Consider the following 15,950-nt stretch of genomic DNA (forward strand, 5'->3'; position numbering starts at 1 on the left):
CTATTCGCTTTTTAATTTTAGTATTTTAATTTTCATTCGCATAGCTAAAGCAATAGCAACTGCTTCTTTTTCTCTATCAGGTTGTTCTTTAATTAATTCCTTAGTAGGTATAGAACATACGCTGTGATCTACATCTGAAAATTCATAACTTAATAAATAGTTTAATGATGCAAAGTCATTAACGCGATCTTCTAAATTTCCAGATTTAACTTTATATTTCTTTTTTTCAGAAACTATGTTGGCTAGTATTTTTTCTGAAAACTCATCAGTATTCATATACTGTGCTTCCTCTTGAATTTCTTGTAACTCCTTTTGTAAATCAGCTTCAATTTTTGAAGTATCTGTATTTACATCAAATCCGCGAGAAGTAAATAATGATCTTTGAATTTTTAAAAATTCAGTAGTTGTCCTTTTGTATGCTCCTAAATAGCCATCATAAGATTTTGTTATTCTTGTATGGGCAGTAAAAGCCTGTATCAAATCTTTATCTGTCCAATCATTGTTTTGAATTGCTTGAAATTTTGCAATTGCTTCGTCAATTCGACGAATTTCGTCCAATGCTTTTTTAGAAAACTTGGTAGTATCTATTCCTGATAATGAATTATAGTATATCCTTTGTCCAGGAACACTTAATATTTCAGTTCTTTCCAAAGCTTGTTTTGTTGCATCAATCTTTTTTACATAATAATTTTTGTAATCATTGTATTTTTGCTCCAATGAATTGTACTTACCTAAGCTTTCTAATTGACTATTGACAATATTAAACTTTGCTACATTTTCTTCTTTCAATAATTTTATTTGAAATCTTTTTAATACATCTAAATCTGTAAGTAATGCAAACTTTACTTGGTTTGGATCAAGAGATTCCTCATCAAGTACATTTCCTCTATCTGTTTGATTCCATAAATCATTGATACGACTTGTTTTTTCTTCCAATTTTTGAAAAACGAAAATGTCCATTGAGTTTTCCATAAGCGGCATAACAATTCGGACATAACCAAATTTGTTTTTTTGTCTCCATATTCTTCCTTCTAATTGTCTTAGATCAGTAGGGTTCCAATTTGGGTATAAATTATATAAACATGTGGCGTTTTCCTGCAAGTTGATTCCCTCACGAATAGTACTTGTTCCTATGATTACTTTGCATACTCCTTCGTTAAAAGCAGCTTTGATTTTTTCTTTCTTTTTTCCAGATATTTCAGAAGTTATAAATTCAATTTCATCTACTTTTAATCGCGGATTGCTCTTTAATTTTTGCGCTTTTTTAAAACCCAATTCCATTTCAAGGTATTGTTTTATATATGGAAAGAATTCTTTACCTCTATCAATATATATAACTTGTCCACTAACTTCTTGGTTTCTGGATTCATGCCATTTTTTTACAGTTCTGATACATTCAACTGCATACTTGATTTTAGGGCTATTATTTACAAAATCTAAATAATCTTTCGGTGGTTCACTTCCTTTTACTAAAAATGGTGATAAAGCATTATTAAGGCTCAAACTCATTAACCTTAATATCCTACCAGGATCATCTCGTGTTACTCCCTCAGACGCTTCCTTGTTTATTTCTAATTGCGTTGAAGCCTGCTCTTCATTTAATGATAGATAAGTCAACACTTGTTTATCTAATTCCAATTTTTCAATACCGTTATCGGTTTGTATTGTAGTCTTTGGTAAATTGATCTTACATGGACGTGGAATGTTTGCTTCTTCACCTGTTTTGAAATTAATGTGACTATTTATAAGTTTTTGTAATGAGATTCTATTATTAAAGCTTTTAACCACGTTACGTTGTTGGATTTCCCCATCAACTCCAACCACATCTTCAGTTGTTTCTTGTATATATTGCTCAAAGAAATATCTAATATTAAGAATGCCGTTATCTTTCATGTATTGATAAGCAACCAATGATAACATAGAGTATATTTCTAATGGTGAATTTGTAAACGGTGTTGCAGTCAATAACATTACATTTCTCCCATATTTTCTCTGAATATAATTGCATAAAAAGAAAGCCTTTATTGCTCGTTTTGATGGTTGCCCACCTTTGATATGGAATTGTTTTCCAACTTCATCATCACTCTTTACTTCCGAAAAAATATTTTTATAATTGTGAGCTTCATCTATAACAATATAGTCAATCCCTAATGTTTCAATATCAGCAACTGTGTCTTTAATACCAACACCTATAATTTCACGAATTTTTTCATTTCCTTTCGCCTTATCACGCTCTGTTAATTTGGATTCACTCTGTTTCAAAATTTTGGATAACTCAATAAAGTGTTCTTCTTGAGTTTCTTGATTAAAACCTATTTTGTTAAATCCTTCATAAGTGACCAACGTAATAGAATTTTCTGGCACTTTCTTTTCAAAATTAATATTGTCATAGCCACTTCCTAAATTGTACCACTCATTAATCGTTATTCCTGTACCAGATAAAATTCCTGATAGTTTTTGCTCTGGTATGCCTTGCATCTCTTTTATCCAGTTCTTATAAGTAGGATTAGGGACGTTAACTAGTGGGCGTTTACATTTACCATTTTTTATGGCACTTACAGCTTCTATAATTGCCGTTATAGTTTTCCCAACACCTACATCATAAGCAATAATACCAGAACCTGTTAATTCCATAAATGCTATTCCCTCTCTTTGAGCAGGTCGAATATCTAAATCGAAACTCATAAACTTTTTAGATATCTCAACACCAATAGGTATTTTATTGCATTGTAAAGGCGCGGTTGAATTATATTTACTGTTGTAATGATAATCTAACTTTATTTGGTCATTAAGTTCTAAAGCTTCATGTAAAAATATTTTGAATAGTCTTTCTCCATTATCCCTAGTATATTTTTTTATTCTCAACCATTCAGGACCTTCTATGCCTCGAGGTTTTCTATCATTATTTAGATAATAATTAATAACCTGATAAGCATCTGCTTTTTCAAAAGCATCTGCAGCTTGTCCTCGTAACCAATCCTTAAATGCCTCTTGAAGAGTTGATTCTTCAGAAAGAATAATACCACTATCCTCTCTTAATGATTTTATTTTGAACTCTCTACAAAAACTAGAAATAGATAAAAATATAGGACGTTCGCTTTCTATTGGATTTGAAATGGATAACGGCTTTGGTTTTACAGATTCTAATGTTTTTAAATGACTTTCATAGATTGAGTTACCAAAATTTTTAACAATTTGTTCTTTTTCTCTTTTTAAGAATGAAATTTTATCATAAATGTTTCCAAATATAAATACAGGGTATGGAACAAGCGACTTTGATACTGCATCATAAAATATTATTCCATTTTTAATCCATTTATCTTTTAAAGTTGCAGTAACTTCCACATGGTATGATTTCCAATTATCCATTGGTATACCTTTACTTTTTCGATACCATACCCAAGCACGGATTTCTTCCTTTGTAATTCCAGCATTATATTATGCAATGCTTTCTTCAATGGTGTATACTTTTGAAGAACTTCTTCCCATTGCTTTTTTAGGCAATGTAATTAGTGACTTAAAAAGACTTTTGTTAGCGTTTATCAAGTTTATCAAGTTACTATTTAAGTTTTGCGTGTATCTAAGCATTACTTTTCAGTTTTAGTATTTTAATTTTCATTTGCATAGCCAATGCAATAGCCATTGCTTCTTTTTCCCTATCTGGTTGTTTTTTTATAGTTGCATTTATTACATTTAAAACATCCTTTTTTGTTCCCTTTACTTGTATTGGAAAATGCAACGATGTTGTTTGAATTTCAATTCCTGCAATTTTTTCAGGATTATTTTTAAACCAGAAATCTTTACTTGTAATTTGAATAAACTTTTCCTGGTTATCTGTCATAACATTAATTCTACATTTGGAATACAAGCACTAACAGTAATTGACGAATCAATCATCATCTGTATAATATGTGATTCTACATTTTTATATCCTGTCTCGCGTTGAATGGCATTGTAAACTTTTGGAGAACTAAATTGAGTTACCTGTTTCAATTCTTCTGCAATATGGTCCCTAACTTTATTAACTAATGATTTACTCATAACTATTTCCTTTTTATTACTATTATGTCAGTTGGAACAGAAGTGTTTTTAAAAACTTTTGGCATACGATAAGCATCTACCAATTCTGCATATTCTGACATTAGTTTTTTTTCGTTTTTATACGTGTTGTTTTGATCTCTTAAAAAAGAGGAGGAAGTAATAAAGATTAGTAGTCCTCCTGGTTTTAACAATCGTAGCGATTGATACATGAAAAAAGCTTCGATCTGCTTTATCTTCATATTCTTAAAAAAACTTGAATATATATTGGTACGGCTACCGTATGGCGGGTTTCCTATAACCAAATCAAAAGGATAATCTTTGAGCCATGTTAAACCACTTTTAATAACAGAAGTGTGTCTAGGTGGCATTAAAAACGCTTTTTCAAAATAGTCGTTGTAAATGTTTGATTTTGGCGAACGTATTTTTGCAATTTGATAGTTTATTGAATCCGTTTCAAAAGCTGTAACGTTTTTAGGATTATCAAAAACTGTTAGAAAATTTCCGTTTCCGCATGATGGCTCTAGTATCTTTCCTTTTTTTGGATCAAAACCATAATGAATTGCTAATTCATAAATTTTTTCACAAAGACATATAGGCGTGTAAAAACTATACAACCTATTACGATCGTCATTAGGCTCATAGTTTGTGAGAAAAATTATTTCCTCTGCGGTATGGTTTTTTTTTGCTATTATTTCTTGAACTTTACTAAGCATCTAAAACAAATTTTTTACCATAAACTTCTAAATGAATTTTAAAGGAAATATTATTAATGTCTAAGTAGCTACCAATATCTGTTAATCCAGATAAAATTGAATTAACAGGTACAACGACATTCAACGCAGGTAGATTTAATGTTCCTGCTGCAGTTATATGTATTTGATTGATATTGGCAAATGCTTCACCTATGAATTTTTGTGTTTGTTTGGAATATATTTCAATACGAGAAATAGATACTAGATTTGTGTTGACTGAATGATTTGTGTGATTGATAAGCATTAAATATAAATCTAATGTTATCCTATCTAATTGATAACTGATATTCTTAACATTGGCTACTTTAATTTGGCTGTTTTCTAAAATTGAAACAATTCTATCATATTTGTTATATAATAAAATTGCACCAGTTGTTAAAGCTGCTCCTACTCCTAATGATATGTACAATAGTTTTTTCATGTAGTAGTAATTTGATTTCTAATCAGTAGTTCATCTATTTTAGTGGATGTTTCTTGAAGTATGTATGCATTGTCTAATGATTTATATTTTAGTAGAACTTGAAATAAAAACAAAATATCCGACTTGCTCATGGATACAATCTTTGCTTCTGAAATTTTTGTGTATCGCAAAATATAGGTGCGTCTTATCCTATCAACTGAATTATTGTAATTTTTTCTAGTATTAAAAATTGTAATTCCAGTAAACAATATATTTTCAAAAGTCATTTTTAATATTTTTACGGTTTTATCACACCGGCTTCTTTTACTTTTTCTTATTTTGATTTGAAAAGTAATTTTTAATGTGATTTAAAAACACGTTTTTGGTTAATGAGATAAAAAATAAGAAAACATCATTTTGCTCTAATCTTTTTTTCATGCTTATTGATCCTATGTGAGTTAGGATTGATAGTACTTCATTGAAAAAAAGTAGTATTATTGATAACTTAACGATACTTTTAAAATCTAGTTCCAATTCTTTAGCCATTCCCGCAATTACAATTGGCACAGTCAAATACAATAATTTCACAATAAATTTCCAAAGAAATTTATCTGCATCATATTTCTCATTTAACCTAAGTCTTGCAACAATTGATAATACTGTATCAAATAGAATCATGTAGGCTATTGTCTTGTAAATAGTAATTGGTAAATCAAGGTTAATCAATAATGTTATTATTATTAACTTTATCCAGGTAATCAAATCTGTAAAAGTGATCAAAATTTGATCTATACAATCAACTATGACTTCATCAAATGGTTTCATGCACTAGTATTAAATGAATCCATCTAAGGATTCTGTTTGAAATTCAATATTTAAAAATTCATTCTGCTCGATTGAATGTGATGGCAATACTATTGTAGCGTCTGTTCCATTAACTACAACTATTCTTGTATTACTGTCACTAGCTATATTATTTATTAAATAATTTTCTAAGCCTGTCCCATTACATGTTGTAAAAGCAACTAAAACACCATTTTGATATATTTGAACTTCCGCACCTGTTGCGTTACGAACTATATCAAATTGTGTGTTACGAACAGAAATTAAACCTTGTAGAGAATATAAACCATCTTCAACTGGTAAATCACTTAAACCTTCTTCACATTCTTCTTTTTCCCCTATCATTACTTATGCAAGTATTGCGATGGCAGTAATTAAAACTACTGTTGTAGCAACAATAGCGCCTGTACTTCCACCAGTTCCTGTATTTTCAAACTCATGCTTCCATTCTGCAGGTATTTTGTCTGTCATTACTTTGCGAATCTCTTTTACCTGAATTTGACTATCATTATTAAGGTCAAATACAGGGTTTGAACTTGCAATTGTTGACGCTGATAAATTAGAAGTTTGTAGAACATAGTCTTCTGACTTTCCAACGGCTCTAGGAAAGAATGTAACTAAATACAAATCAACATAACTGTTTAGCTTTGATCTATATCTATCATAATAATAATACACGTATTCAAGCTGCTGTACTGCTGACATTTGTTTTAATGCGTCTACGCTTGTTCCAAGTTCTACTGCAGTAGAGGGCATAAATTGTATTAATCCGGTTGCATTGGTTGTTGAATTTTGAATACTTGGACTAAAGGTTCCTGCTGATTCAAAATTCATAATTGCCATTAACCAATTCGGGTTAATTCCTAATTGTGAACTATAATGTTTTACAGTATCAACAAAATCAACTCTTATATTCCCTGGTAATTTATCTTCGTAGATTAACATTATACTTGTAAGTTTAATTTTTTAGTTTTCTTTTTTTCTTCATCATCACCAGAAAAAAGAACTAATACTGCTGCAGCTGCAGCTGCACCTAAAAATACTTTCCCCCAAATAGAAGAACTTTCTTGTTCTTGTGGTGGTTCTGCAGGTGGCTCGTTTGTTATATAAACAGTATCTAATGCTTCTTCATTAATTTGCATTATAACTTCTTGATATCCTTCTCGGATGACAAAATATGTATCATGATATCCTAAAAATGAAACTACCATTTTAGTACCTACTCTAGCATCAATTTGAAATTCACCATCCATATTGGTAATTACTCCAAATGATGGATCATTAAGAGCATAAATATGTGCGCCTGGTAATGTATATGTTAGATCATGTACCTTTCCTTTTACAGTAATTACAGCATCGTTAGTATTAGTAACAGGTGCTTTAGTTTTGCATGAACAACTCATAAGTTCTTTTTTTATAAATCTTTAATATTTGTTACCTGATCGTGATAAACAATACCGTAAGTACACGGTCCAATATTCCAAAAACTCCAACAAATTATGTAATAATATTTTCCATCTTCTAATTGACCAACCGAAGTAACGTATCCAACATTATCCTTATTTTCAAATGTTCCATACAGTTCTTGCGATGCATACCAGTTTCCACTGCTGTCTTTTTTTGCAATTGGAATTGTAAGTCCTGTTCTAAATGCTACATACAAATACTCATTGATCAAAAATGGGGTTTCTTGTTGATTTGAACCTGGTTGATTAATTCGATTGTAAAAATTTTGTAATTCATCAGTAGACAATCCGTTAATAACATCTTCGCTCATACTTCTACGAAACATAATTCTATATGCTCTGGCAACATTGTGAATAGATGTTACTTGATTTGCTATTTGATTTAGCGCTGCTTCGTCTGCCGCTATTTCAAAACTTGGCAGTATCATAGATAATATTCCCCCTGGCGCGAATCTGCTGAATGAACCATATATAACGGATGCAGCAATGACATCTGGATTTCCAATGTTTTTTTCAGCAAAGGCTTGTGCTTTTGCGTCTAAATAAATTCCTCTTCCTATATATACTACTGCACCAATTCCTATTGCGCCAAGAATGTATCGAAATCCCATCCCAACAAACTGTGTTGTTTTAGCAACTTCTTTTTTTCCTTCTTTCGAACTTAACACTGCAAGTGCTGCTGGGTTACCTAATCCGTGTCTTGGCATAACTGTTGTTTTTTGATTAAGAAAGAAATGTTTCTATAACTTCCATTCCCTCTTTTGTTGATAATGTTTCTATTGCTTTGTCATTATCTGATAATTTCACGACATTCTTTAATGCTGTCGAATTAATCTTTGACAATTTAGATAAATCTGATATTGTTAATTTCTCTAGTAATTCATTAATAGAACTTTCAAGAGAGTTGATTTTAATACCAGAATTAATATCTTGGTTAATTTTAATTTGTATTGACATTGTCTTTATGTTTGTTGTGTGTTAAACTTTAGTAATAAAGCATTAAGTTTTTCAGCAAAATCTTTATTTCTTGATGCTAATTCTTAGATAATATGTAAAGATTCTGCATCTTGATCTTGAAATTTTGGATGCAATACCATTTCAATAAACATCTGTTTGACTTCGCTTGTATTATTCGGCATACTCATTCCTGCAGGAACAGAAGAAGTTGTTGTTGCAACTCCTGGCTTTTTTAATAAAGCGGGAAGCACTTTAGGAAGTTGTTCCATAAGCTTTTTAAAGCCTTCAGAGTCCATCATTCCTTTCTTACCTGCTTCTAATAATTGAATATTTAATTCATGTTTAGATTCAATAGTAGCAAGTTCCAGTTTTTTAAGTGCTAATTCTTCTTTAGTAACTCTAAGTTCAGACTTCATGTCTAAAAAATCTGTTTTTAGTTCATCATGACGAACTTTCAAATCGGTATACTTATCATCTAATGCTTCTAATTTACTTTGAGCAGGATGCACATAATTTAATACGCCCGGTGGTGATGCCATTCCATAATTAGTACTTTGTTGTGTAATAGGATATTGTTGTGATGTTTGCATTTTCCTTGAATTATCAAAATTAAGTGTCACTGGTTTTCCAACCTTTCTTTTTCCACTTCCGTTAGGCGCATAGAAATAAACAATAGTTCCATCATAAAAACCGTGATTAGGTAAGTTCTTCAAAAACAATTCAATGCTATCTGATTCTGATAATATATGACTTTTAGTATATAGGAATCTATCCTTAGTTACATTAGGAATTTGCTTTTTTACATTGTTGTATTCAATGCTAATTGCATGCCCTTGCTTATTAAGAAATTGTATTATATGCTGTATATCTGTCATTATTAGCATTTCTCTTTTAGTCCATACCAAATAGTAATTTTATTTACTGGATTTTCAACTACTTCACCATCTGTTTTGTTAGATAAAAAAATAACATTCATTTGCCCTACCACTGCAAAAGGAACTTCTATTAAAAATTTTTTACCTGGATCTAAAATGTGTTCATCAAATAGCAATACTCTAGTATTTCCTTTGTTTTCTATTGTTGGATGGTAAGCACCTTTGTTTTGAGTAAATTCAGAAAAATTTACTTTCTTGTTAGTCTTTACGATCTCATAAGAAATTGAACCTCTTTCTATCATAGCTTTTAATTAGTTTCAATAGCAAATACTACTTGTGCATTGAATGTTCCATTAGTTGCCGTGGGATTTGATAATACAACTCTCAATTCTGGATAGCTTTGAAAATCTACTGGTATAAAACCATTAAGTCCACCTAATGATCCTAGTTTGTAGACTCTAAAGTCTACTGCATCAATAACATCTGATCCTGCTGTATCAATAATTGATAAATTAATATTAGCTGTTTCAGCCGCAGATGAAAGTTGAACTACAGACATCGCTACACATCTACCTTGTGATAATTCTGAACATCTAAACTTATCACCTGTGCTATTTCTATCTAAATTCACTATTGTCTTTTGGAATTTAATATTCTTTCTTCCTGTAAAATTTTGCATAATCTTTTAATTGTTTATGATTTTTGAAACAAGCACTCCTGCTACAAAAACAAGTCCTGTTTTTAATAGTTTATTGTCTTTTTCTGGGATCACTAAAATATCTTGTGATTCATCAGTTGCATCATTTAAATTCGTTGGATCAGTATCAGTTACAACAACAGGAAGAGGATTTACATCTGTTGGTTCTGGAGGAAATGTTATGTCAACATATTTCTTTAGTTTTCCTGTGACTGTATGACCTTGCCAATTAATAGTAGATGACTTTAATTTAGTAACTGTCTGAAAATTATAATCTACTGAAATCAAAGATAGTTGGTTGACCTTATTAGCTTCCACATATTGCAACACAGACTTTTCTAATATTGACAAAAATTTACCGGTAAAATATACCTTATTTGCTACATAATTCTCTGTTTTTCTTGGTTCTCCAATATTTTCTATCAAAGTATTGTAGCTTCTAAATGTAGCTATAGCTTTTAATACTTCGTTGGCAATGTTTGTTACCTTATTACCTGACTGTAATTGCAAATTTTTGTTCAAAAAGTTAACATTGATCTCACTATCAACCATGTTTGCTAAATCTCGAATAGTTGGTAAAAAATCATACTCGAAATAATCAAAAAATAATGTTTCTTCTTGTTGAGTTAATGGAAATTCAACTACCGGGTTTAGTCCAGTTGCTCTTTGTGCGAGATTCTGTGAACCACCATTGATAACTCCAGAACCATCCCACAACGGATCTTCAACTATTTGTGGTTGATTTAATAAGTGATCTATTGCTGCGCCTACAAGTAATCCAATTGGTCCGCCTAATAAACCTCCTATAATTGTTCCTGCAATTCTCTTAATTCCTTTCCATAATCGCGAAAAGAAACCGTTCATTGCGTAATGATGATTATTTGACATTGAATAAGTTTTAAAAAAGCCGTTTAAAACTCTAAACGGCTTTTGTTATTTGAAAAAGATTTGCTAACAACTACTAACCTACTGCTACTGTTTGGTATCCTTCGAATGAAATTTCAATGAAAGCATCATTTGCTGCACTATCTGTTAAAATTGTCGCATCACCTGGGAACTCTAAATCAATTTTAAGTTCCGTATTTAAAGCTTTAAAGATTTCCAGTTTATCTAATTTATAACCGAATTGATCCGTTTCGTATTCATCTGTAATTGTAAAAAATGGAATTTCTATAATGTTACTACCACTTTGTCTTACAATTAAGTTTGTTGTTTTCATAGCTGCTGGAATCGTTGTAGTATATGCTGCATTAACAACTGTTGTTGCTTTGGCTGCTTCAACATATTTAATTTTGATACCATTTGGAATAAAATAATTCATTCCCGATAAAGATTTCCCATTGAAAGTGTTAACTCCAATTTTGACAGTAAGTTGATCTTTCAACATATCTTGGATTCCAGATAAATCTGCAGCAGAAAATTTACGTCGTATGTAGTGTGTTTTTGGCTTCAAACGAACCTGTGCGGCATTTATCTTTCCAATGATAATTTCATCAAGATATTTTTTGGGCTGAATGCCATTTTTTCCGCTTGCAATAGCTTCTAAAAATGCCATTGATTCATTATAAAAATTTCGTTTCATTATATTTTTTTTTATAAGTTGATACTAATTGATACTAATTGATTTTTATTGGCTTAGTGAACTAATTTTACCCCTGATGAATTTGCACCTATCATTGGATTGCCCAGTTGCATACCACGACCAGAATGTGAAGGTTTTAATCTGTTACGTGGTGTAAATCTATAACCACTCGGATTGCCCATTCTTTTTGTTACACTCGTTGTTGGCTCTTGACCTGTTGCAAATAAAGTGTGGATAAACTTGTTCTTTTTTGAACCATCGTTAGCAGGTAAACTTGGCGTAACAGCATCATTAATAAGTCCGTAAACTCCACTTAACACCATTCCATCTCCAACGGCTGCACCAACTTGATGATACCATTCATTACCACTTCCTAAAAAAATAGACATTGCAGCTCCTCCTAGTGAAATAACTGCATTACCTATCGTATTAGTTTTTCCTGGAATAAGGGCTTTAATTGCGTTACCGCCATATACACCTGCAACTCCGCCTACAAGTTGAAGACCTGTATCTTTTACATTTTTTTTGATGTTTTTTTTCATTGATACTAAGATTAAATTAACTTTTGTTTTTTTTAAAGATATATAGACCTGTGGCTGCTAAAAGTACACCGCCCACCACGTAATAAACTGTATTACTATTTCCTATTTTTGGAGCATCTCTTGTTCCTTGATTATTACCAGGTACATAACCACTCGGATTTCCATTTGTTGGATTTCCACCTATTGGAATTATTGGATCAGTTGGATTTGAAATAATTTGATTTCCTTTGATTGAAAACACAGGATATTCTGCATTTCCATCCTCTGACCAATTATGGTTATATCCATTAAATGTCCATGCCATTGGCGCTGTTAATACATCTACTTGATTAACAGTATACATTGTTTCTAACTGATTTATTATGGATTCAAACGCAGGTACAAGTTCATAGAATAGCTCATTGTACTGATCTAATGCAAGTCTTGAACATTTACGCCAATTATTACCTGTTCGCAATTGCCAATACATTTGCGCACAAACGTATACAGCCATAGATAAATGATTAACTCTATTTTCTAATTCTTGAACACTTGATGCAGTTTCAAGACCTCTAAAGAGTGCTTCAAAATATGGTCCTTGAATTTCCTGAATTTCTGCTGCAGTATTCTGTGGTAAAAAAGAACTATTCCAACATGAAAGGTTCATTCCGTTGGCAAAAATTGCACCAAAAGTATTAGAAAAGAATCCTGAACCTAATACTTGATTAACGTCGACATGATCTGAAATGTTGAACGATCCATCTTGTCTTGGTGCTGTTGTTCCTAGTCCATAATTCGGTATTTTCTTAAAAACCTTTTGATTGATTTCAATTGAATTTTGACGAATCGTAATAGATGGATCATAACCATTTGCAAGAGAATCATATATAATTTGACGCATCTGTTGCGCCTTTTCATCATTGATTCTTAGTGAATCAATGTATGAATCAAAGTTTTCCATACCAAGAAGTACGGAATCATTATAAATTTCTCTTTGCGAGTAATTGCCTTTTGTTAATGGACTACCAAATGTAGGCGCTGCCATTCCAACGTATTGTAAACTAGGTTCATTAACTCTCATAATTATATCTTCATTTGCTGTAAAATCTTGTTCCACATTCTCTAATAATGTTGCATCGATAACATAATAGTCACTAGGATCATCAATCGATAAAGTATTTTGATCTTTTGGAATTATTACATAAACATGTGAATAATGGCTTTCAAAATTGACAGCTACTCTTCGAATGTAATGTGCTATTCCTAAGTTAATAAGTATGCTAGATGCAAATACACTATATGATTTACAATCAGCTTCTTTAATTTCCCAACTACAACCAGGCGATTGTATTTTTTGCAAATCTGTATTCAATTTGTATTGTAAACTCCAATACAAAAACTCATGAATTTTACTAATAGTGGTAATCAAGTCGTATCCTGAAAACTCATTGATACTGATTGATTTTGATTGATCTAAATATGAATACACATACTTTTTCATCACTTCAACTCCATGTGCTGTCTGCCCTTTTCCCTCTTTAGTTACGGTACATTCGCTATATTCAAAGTATTTATCATACTTAGAGTTATCTCTAAGTTGTCTATACAACAAGCGATTAATAGCCTCAACTTCATTCAATTTGAATAATTTATTTATGTTTATTAGAATAAAATTCAGCAAAAAAAAAAATCGATTACTAGGTAGTAATCGATAGTAATCGATAGTAATCAATAAAATTCAATAACAATCAAGTTTTTATAAAATTAAGTATTGATTGTTATTGAATTAATCTAAAATATGTCCAAAATGATCTAAAATTTTGATAGCTTCAATACGATAAACGATTCTTTTTTGTTTAGCTATAACTAAATCAATACCGCGCTCTATTGAAATTACATCATTGATTTTTTCTTGAATTTCCTTGATAGGTATTGGTCTCAAAATTTCTTTCAATTGCTTTTTTCCAATTGAATTAACTTCATCTTTCTGGAAATACTTTTTATTCATCTCATCTATTTTTAATCTAGTTGATTTACATGTACAACTTTTCCATTTGGAAATTTTACATAATTCTTTTTTAAAGCTCCATTTTTTTTTGTTCCAATTCCTGCTTGGTTAGGAGCTGTTCGCATTATTTTTTTTCTTCTTAAACTAGGACTCATGACATTTCAATTAATTATACAAATCACTTAAAAAGGTGGATTTATTTAACCTTTATAATTTTAATTTATGTATTACTCACATCTATAATTCCTTGCACCTCTAAATAATTAGCTGCATTTATTTTTATGTACAAATATGGATCGCCACCAAAATGCACTTGATTTCCTCCTATTAATACCTTGTAATGCTTCCCTCTATACACAGGACGAAAATAAACTTGGTTTTTATTATCAAAATTTACATCATTCAAAACAATTTCTCCTTCATCTATTGGTCCTATTAGTCCTTGTTCCGGATTATTATAGTCATACTCTTGAAGTGTAGACTCCAATCCAATATTATCAGGTGGATTATCAATAAATATTCTGACAGTTATCGATTCTGCCATTGAAAATTCTTCTGTGGTAACCATAGTTGTTGTAACTGTTACCGTTCCTTCTGTTGTTTCTGTTGTTTCTGTCATTTTAAATTTTATTTATGTATTTGTGATTTTAAATTTCTACAGGTTTTCAGATTCAATACATACGCAATCAAAATACTCTAGGGCTTGACATTGGATGCAATGAAATGTTTCTATTATTTGTTGTTTGTCTTTATCGTTCATACTACAATTAAAATACTATTGGTTATGTAGGGCGCTTTTCCCAAATGCGCCCTACACGCTAAAAAAAATAGTCTAACCAATAACTAAATTATGCCTACTCTAAAATGGTTTTCGGCTTCCCCATAAAAACCCTAATTCGGTTTTTTGATATTTGATATTGTTTCTTGTAATTTGTCTTGATCACTAAAAAAATAGGATGCTTAATAAGTTTAAAATGCAAATCCAATTAATGATTCCAACTATCATGTAGACTGTGTTTTTGCTCTGAAATAGAATGCAATCCCTCAAGTAATATTTTATCATTTCACTTTTCATTTAATTTTTACTTTTTCATACAAATAATTGACTGTTTTGACATATGCTTCTTCGATTTCTTTGTCTGAAATAAGCTTTTTAAATTGTTTTTTACTCCTCCAATATCCATTTACTTTTTTCTCATAAGCCATGACAAATACTTTAGCTATGCTGCTGGCTTTACTCATTATCGGATCTGGAAAAATTCTGATGCCAATTTTTAGTAATTCCCCAACTTTTCGTTGGTTTTCTTTATCGTTAGTAAGGGACTTCATCAGTGTAATCGTTATCAGTATTGTCATTATCCGTATCAAATAGTGAATCATCACTCTTATCTTCTTCTAGTGTAACTAGTCCCTTTTCAACCATCATCGAATAATCAAAGGCGTAGCAGCTTTGGGATCCTGATTTTCCGAATCGTTTCCCTTTTACCAGACCTATGAAATATGGACGTGATTTGAAATAGTGTCTAATAGTGGTTTGCCCGATGATATCTACACCTTCGCGCTTTGTAACTTCCTTATTGTAGAATTGATACACAGACTTTAAGCGTAAGTATAAAATCTGTTTTCTAGTGTCATTTTTGTACTCAAAAGGTTTGCGCTTTTCTCCGATGAGTGTTATGGAAATCTTTCGATCGATCACAAATTCACGCCCTTCTTTGATATAGCTGTTTTCAAATAAGAATGTGATGATATTCCAGAATTCAGCCAATCCATTACTGTCGGCAATTTGCTCGGAATTGTCAATTATT

The 15,950-nt window shown here is 31.1% G+C and carries 22 protein-coding genes and 1 pseudogene; all 23 read right to left on the reverse strand.

Features of this window, described 5'->3' with window-relative positions; all coding sequences use genetic code 11:
- Nucleotides 1-3,369, reverse strand: a complete 3,369-nt coding sequence (locus tag MK119_RS09755) for a DEAD/DEAH box helicase (protein WP_290677671.1) — start codon at nt 3,367-3,369, stop codon at nt 1-3.
- A 69-nt stretch (nt 3,370-3,438) separates the two neighbouring features.
- Complete coding sequence (locus MK119_RS09760; protein ID WP_290677674.1) at nt 3,439-3,588, reverse strand: hypothetical protein; 150 nt, start codon at nt 3,586-3,588, stop codon at nt 3,439-3,441.
- A complete protein-coding gene (locus MK119_RS09765) occupies nt 3,581-3,841 on the reverse strand; it encodes a hypothetical protein (protein WP_290677676.1) in 261 nt (86 codons plus the stop codon). The genes MK119_RS09760 and MK119_RS09765 overlap by 8 nt, the downstream gene beginning before the upstream one ends.
- The gene (locus MK119_RS09770) at nt 3,838-4,041 is read right to left on the reverse strand and encodes a hypothetical protein (protein WP_290677678.1); all 204 of its coding nucleotides are present in this window, start codon (nt 4,039-4,041) and stop codon (nt 3,838-3,840) included. Before MK119_RS09770 ends, MK119_RS09765 begins: the two co-directional genes overlap by 4 nt.
- A gap of 2 nt (nt 4,042-4,043) precedes the next feature.
- Entirely contained in the window at nt 4,044-4,754 is a 711-nt protein-coding gene (locus MK119_RS09775; protein WP_290677680.1) for an Eco57I restriction-modification methylase domain-containing protein, read from the reverse strand.
- On the reverse strand, nt 4,747-5,214 hold the full coding sequence (locus tag MK119_RS09780) for a hypothetical protein (RefSeq protein ID WP_290677682.1): 468 nt from the start codon (nt 5,212-5,214) through the stop codon (nt 4,747-4,749). The genes MK119_RS09775 and MK119_RS09780 overlap by 8 nt, the downstream gene beginning before the upstream one ends.
- 303 nt (nt 5,215-5,517) lie before the next feature.
- Nucleotides 5,518-6,018 carry a hypothetical protein gene (locus MK119_RS09785; protein WP_290677684.1) on the reverse strand — a complete coding sequence of 167 codons (501 nt, stop codon included), beginning with the start codon at nt 6,016-6,018 and terminating at the stop codon, nt 5,518-5,520.
- Nucleotides 6,019-6,027: 9 nt separating this feature from the next.
- On the reverse strand, nt 6,028-6,381 hold the full coding sequence (locus MK119_RS09790) for a hypothetical protein (protein ID WP_290677687.1): 354 nt from the start codon (nt 6,379-6,381) through the stop codon (nt 6,028-6,030).
- Nucleotides 6,382-6,384: 3 nt separating this feature from the next.
- Nucleotides 6,385-6,981 (reverse strand): transglycosylase SLT domain-containing protein, encoded by a 597-nt coding sequence (locus tag MK119_RS09795; protein ID WP_290677690.1) that lies wholly within the window; start codon nt 6,979-6,981, stop codon nt 6,385-6,387.
- On the reverse strand, nt 6,981-7,439 hold the full coding sequence (locus MK119_RS09800; protein WP_290677693.1) for a carboxypeptidase-like regulatory domain-containing protein: 459 nt from the start codon (nt 7,437-7,439) through the stop codon (nt 6,981-6,983). Before MK119_RS09800 ends, MK119_RS09795 begins: the two co-directional genes overlap by 1 nt.
- Nucleotides 7,440-7,450: 11 nt before the next feature.
- Nucleotides 7,451-8,209 carry a hypothetical protein gene (locus MK119_RS09805; RefSeq protein ID WP_290677696.1) on the reverse strand — a complete coding sequence of 253 codons (759 nt, stop codon included), beginning with the start codon at nt 8,207-8,209 and terminating at the stop codon, nt 7,451-7,453.
- Between the two features lie 16 nt (nt 8,210-8,225).
- Nucleotides 8,226-8,459, reverse strand: a complete 234-nt coding sequence (locus tag MK119_RS09810; RefSeq protein WP_290677699.1) for a hypothetical protein — start codon at nt 8,457-8,459, stop codon at nt 8,226-8,228.
- Between the two features lie 83 nt (nt 8,460-8,542).
- Complete coding sequence (locus MK119_RS09815; protein WP_290677701.1) at nt 8,543-9,334, reverse strand: hypothetical protein; 792 nt, start codon at nt 9,332-9,334, stop codon at nt 8,543-8,545.
- Between the two features lie 2 nt (nt 9,335-9,336).
- The gene (locus MK119_RS09820) at nt 9,337-9,636 is read right to left on the reverse strand and encodes a hypothetical protein (RefSeq protein ID WP_290677703.1); all 300 of its coding nucleotides are present in this window, start codon (nt 9,634-9,636) and stop codon (nt 9,337-9,339) included.
- A gap of 5 nt (nt 9,637-9,641) precedes the next feature.
- Complete coding sequence (locus MK119_RS09825) at nt 9,642-10,013, reverse strand: hypothetical protein (protein WP_290677706.1); 372 nt, start codon at nt 10,011-10,013, stop codon at nt 9,642-9,644.
- A 6-nt stretch (nt 10,014-10,019) separates the two neighbouring features.
- On the reverse strand, nt 10,020-10,919 hold the full coding sequence (locus tag MK119_RS09830; protein WP_290677709.1) for a hypothetical protein: 900 nt from the start codon (nt 10,917-10,919) through the stop codon (nt 10,020-10,022).
- 73 nt (nt 10,920-10,992) lie between these two features.
- Nucleotides 10,993-11,613: a hypothetical protein gene (locus MK119_RS09835; protein WP_290677712.1), complete on the reverse strand. Its 621-nt coding sequence runs from the start codon at nt 11,611-11,613 to the stop codon at nt 10,993-10,995.
- Between the two features lie 53 nt (nt 11,614-11,666).
- Nucleotides 11,667-12,155: a hypothetical protein gene (locus MK119_RS09840; protein ID WP_290677715.1), complete on the reverse strand. Its 489-nt coding sequence runs from the start codon at nt 12,153-12,155 to the stop codon at nt 11,667-11,669.
- Between the two features lie 16 nt (nt 12,156-12,171).
- Nucleotides 12,172-13,773, reverse strand: a complete 1,602-nt coding sequence (locus MK119_RS09845; RefSeq protein WP_290677718.1) for a hypothetical protein — start codon at nt 13,771-13,773, stop codon at nt 12,172-12,174.
- A 147-nt stretch (nt 13,774-13,920) separates the two neighbouring features.
- The gene (locus MK119_RS09850) at nt 13,921-14,142 is read right to left on the reverse strand and encodes a hypothetical protein (RefSeq protein WP_290677721.1); all 222 of its coding nucleotides are present in this window, start codon (nt 14,140-14,142) and stop codon (nt 13,921-13,923) included.
- Between the two features lie 220 nt (nt 14,143-14,362).
- Nucleotides 14,363-14,761, reverse strand: a complete 399-nt coding sequence (locus MK119_RS09855; protein ID WP_290677724.1) for a hypothetical protein — start codon at nt 14,759-14,761, stop codon at nt 14,363-14,365.
- A gap of 452 nt (nt 14,762-15,213) precedes the next feature.
- Nucleotides 15,214-15,471, reverse strand: coding sequence for a hypothetical protein (locus MK119_RS09860; protein WP_290677727.1), 258 nt, complete (start codon nt 15,469-15,471; stop codon nt 15,214-15,216).
- Nucleotides 15,455-15,950 (reverse strand): annotated as a pseudogene (locus MK119_RS09865) (hypothetical protein); the annotation flags it as partial. The gene MK119_RS09860 and the pseudogene MK119_RS09865, both read right to left, overlap by 17 nt.

Source organism: Kordia sp., from assembly GCF_022447245.1.
In the GTDB taxonomy this organism is placed as follows: Bacteria; Bacteroidota; Bacteroidia; order Flavobacteriales; family Flavobacteriaceae; genus Kordia.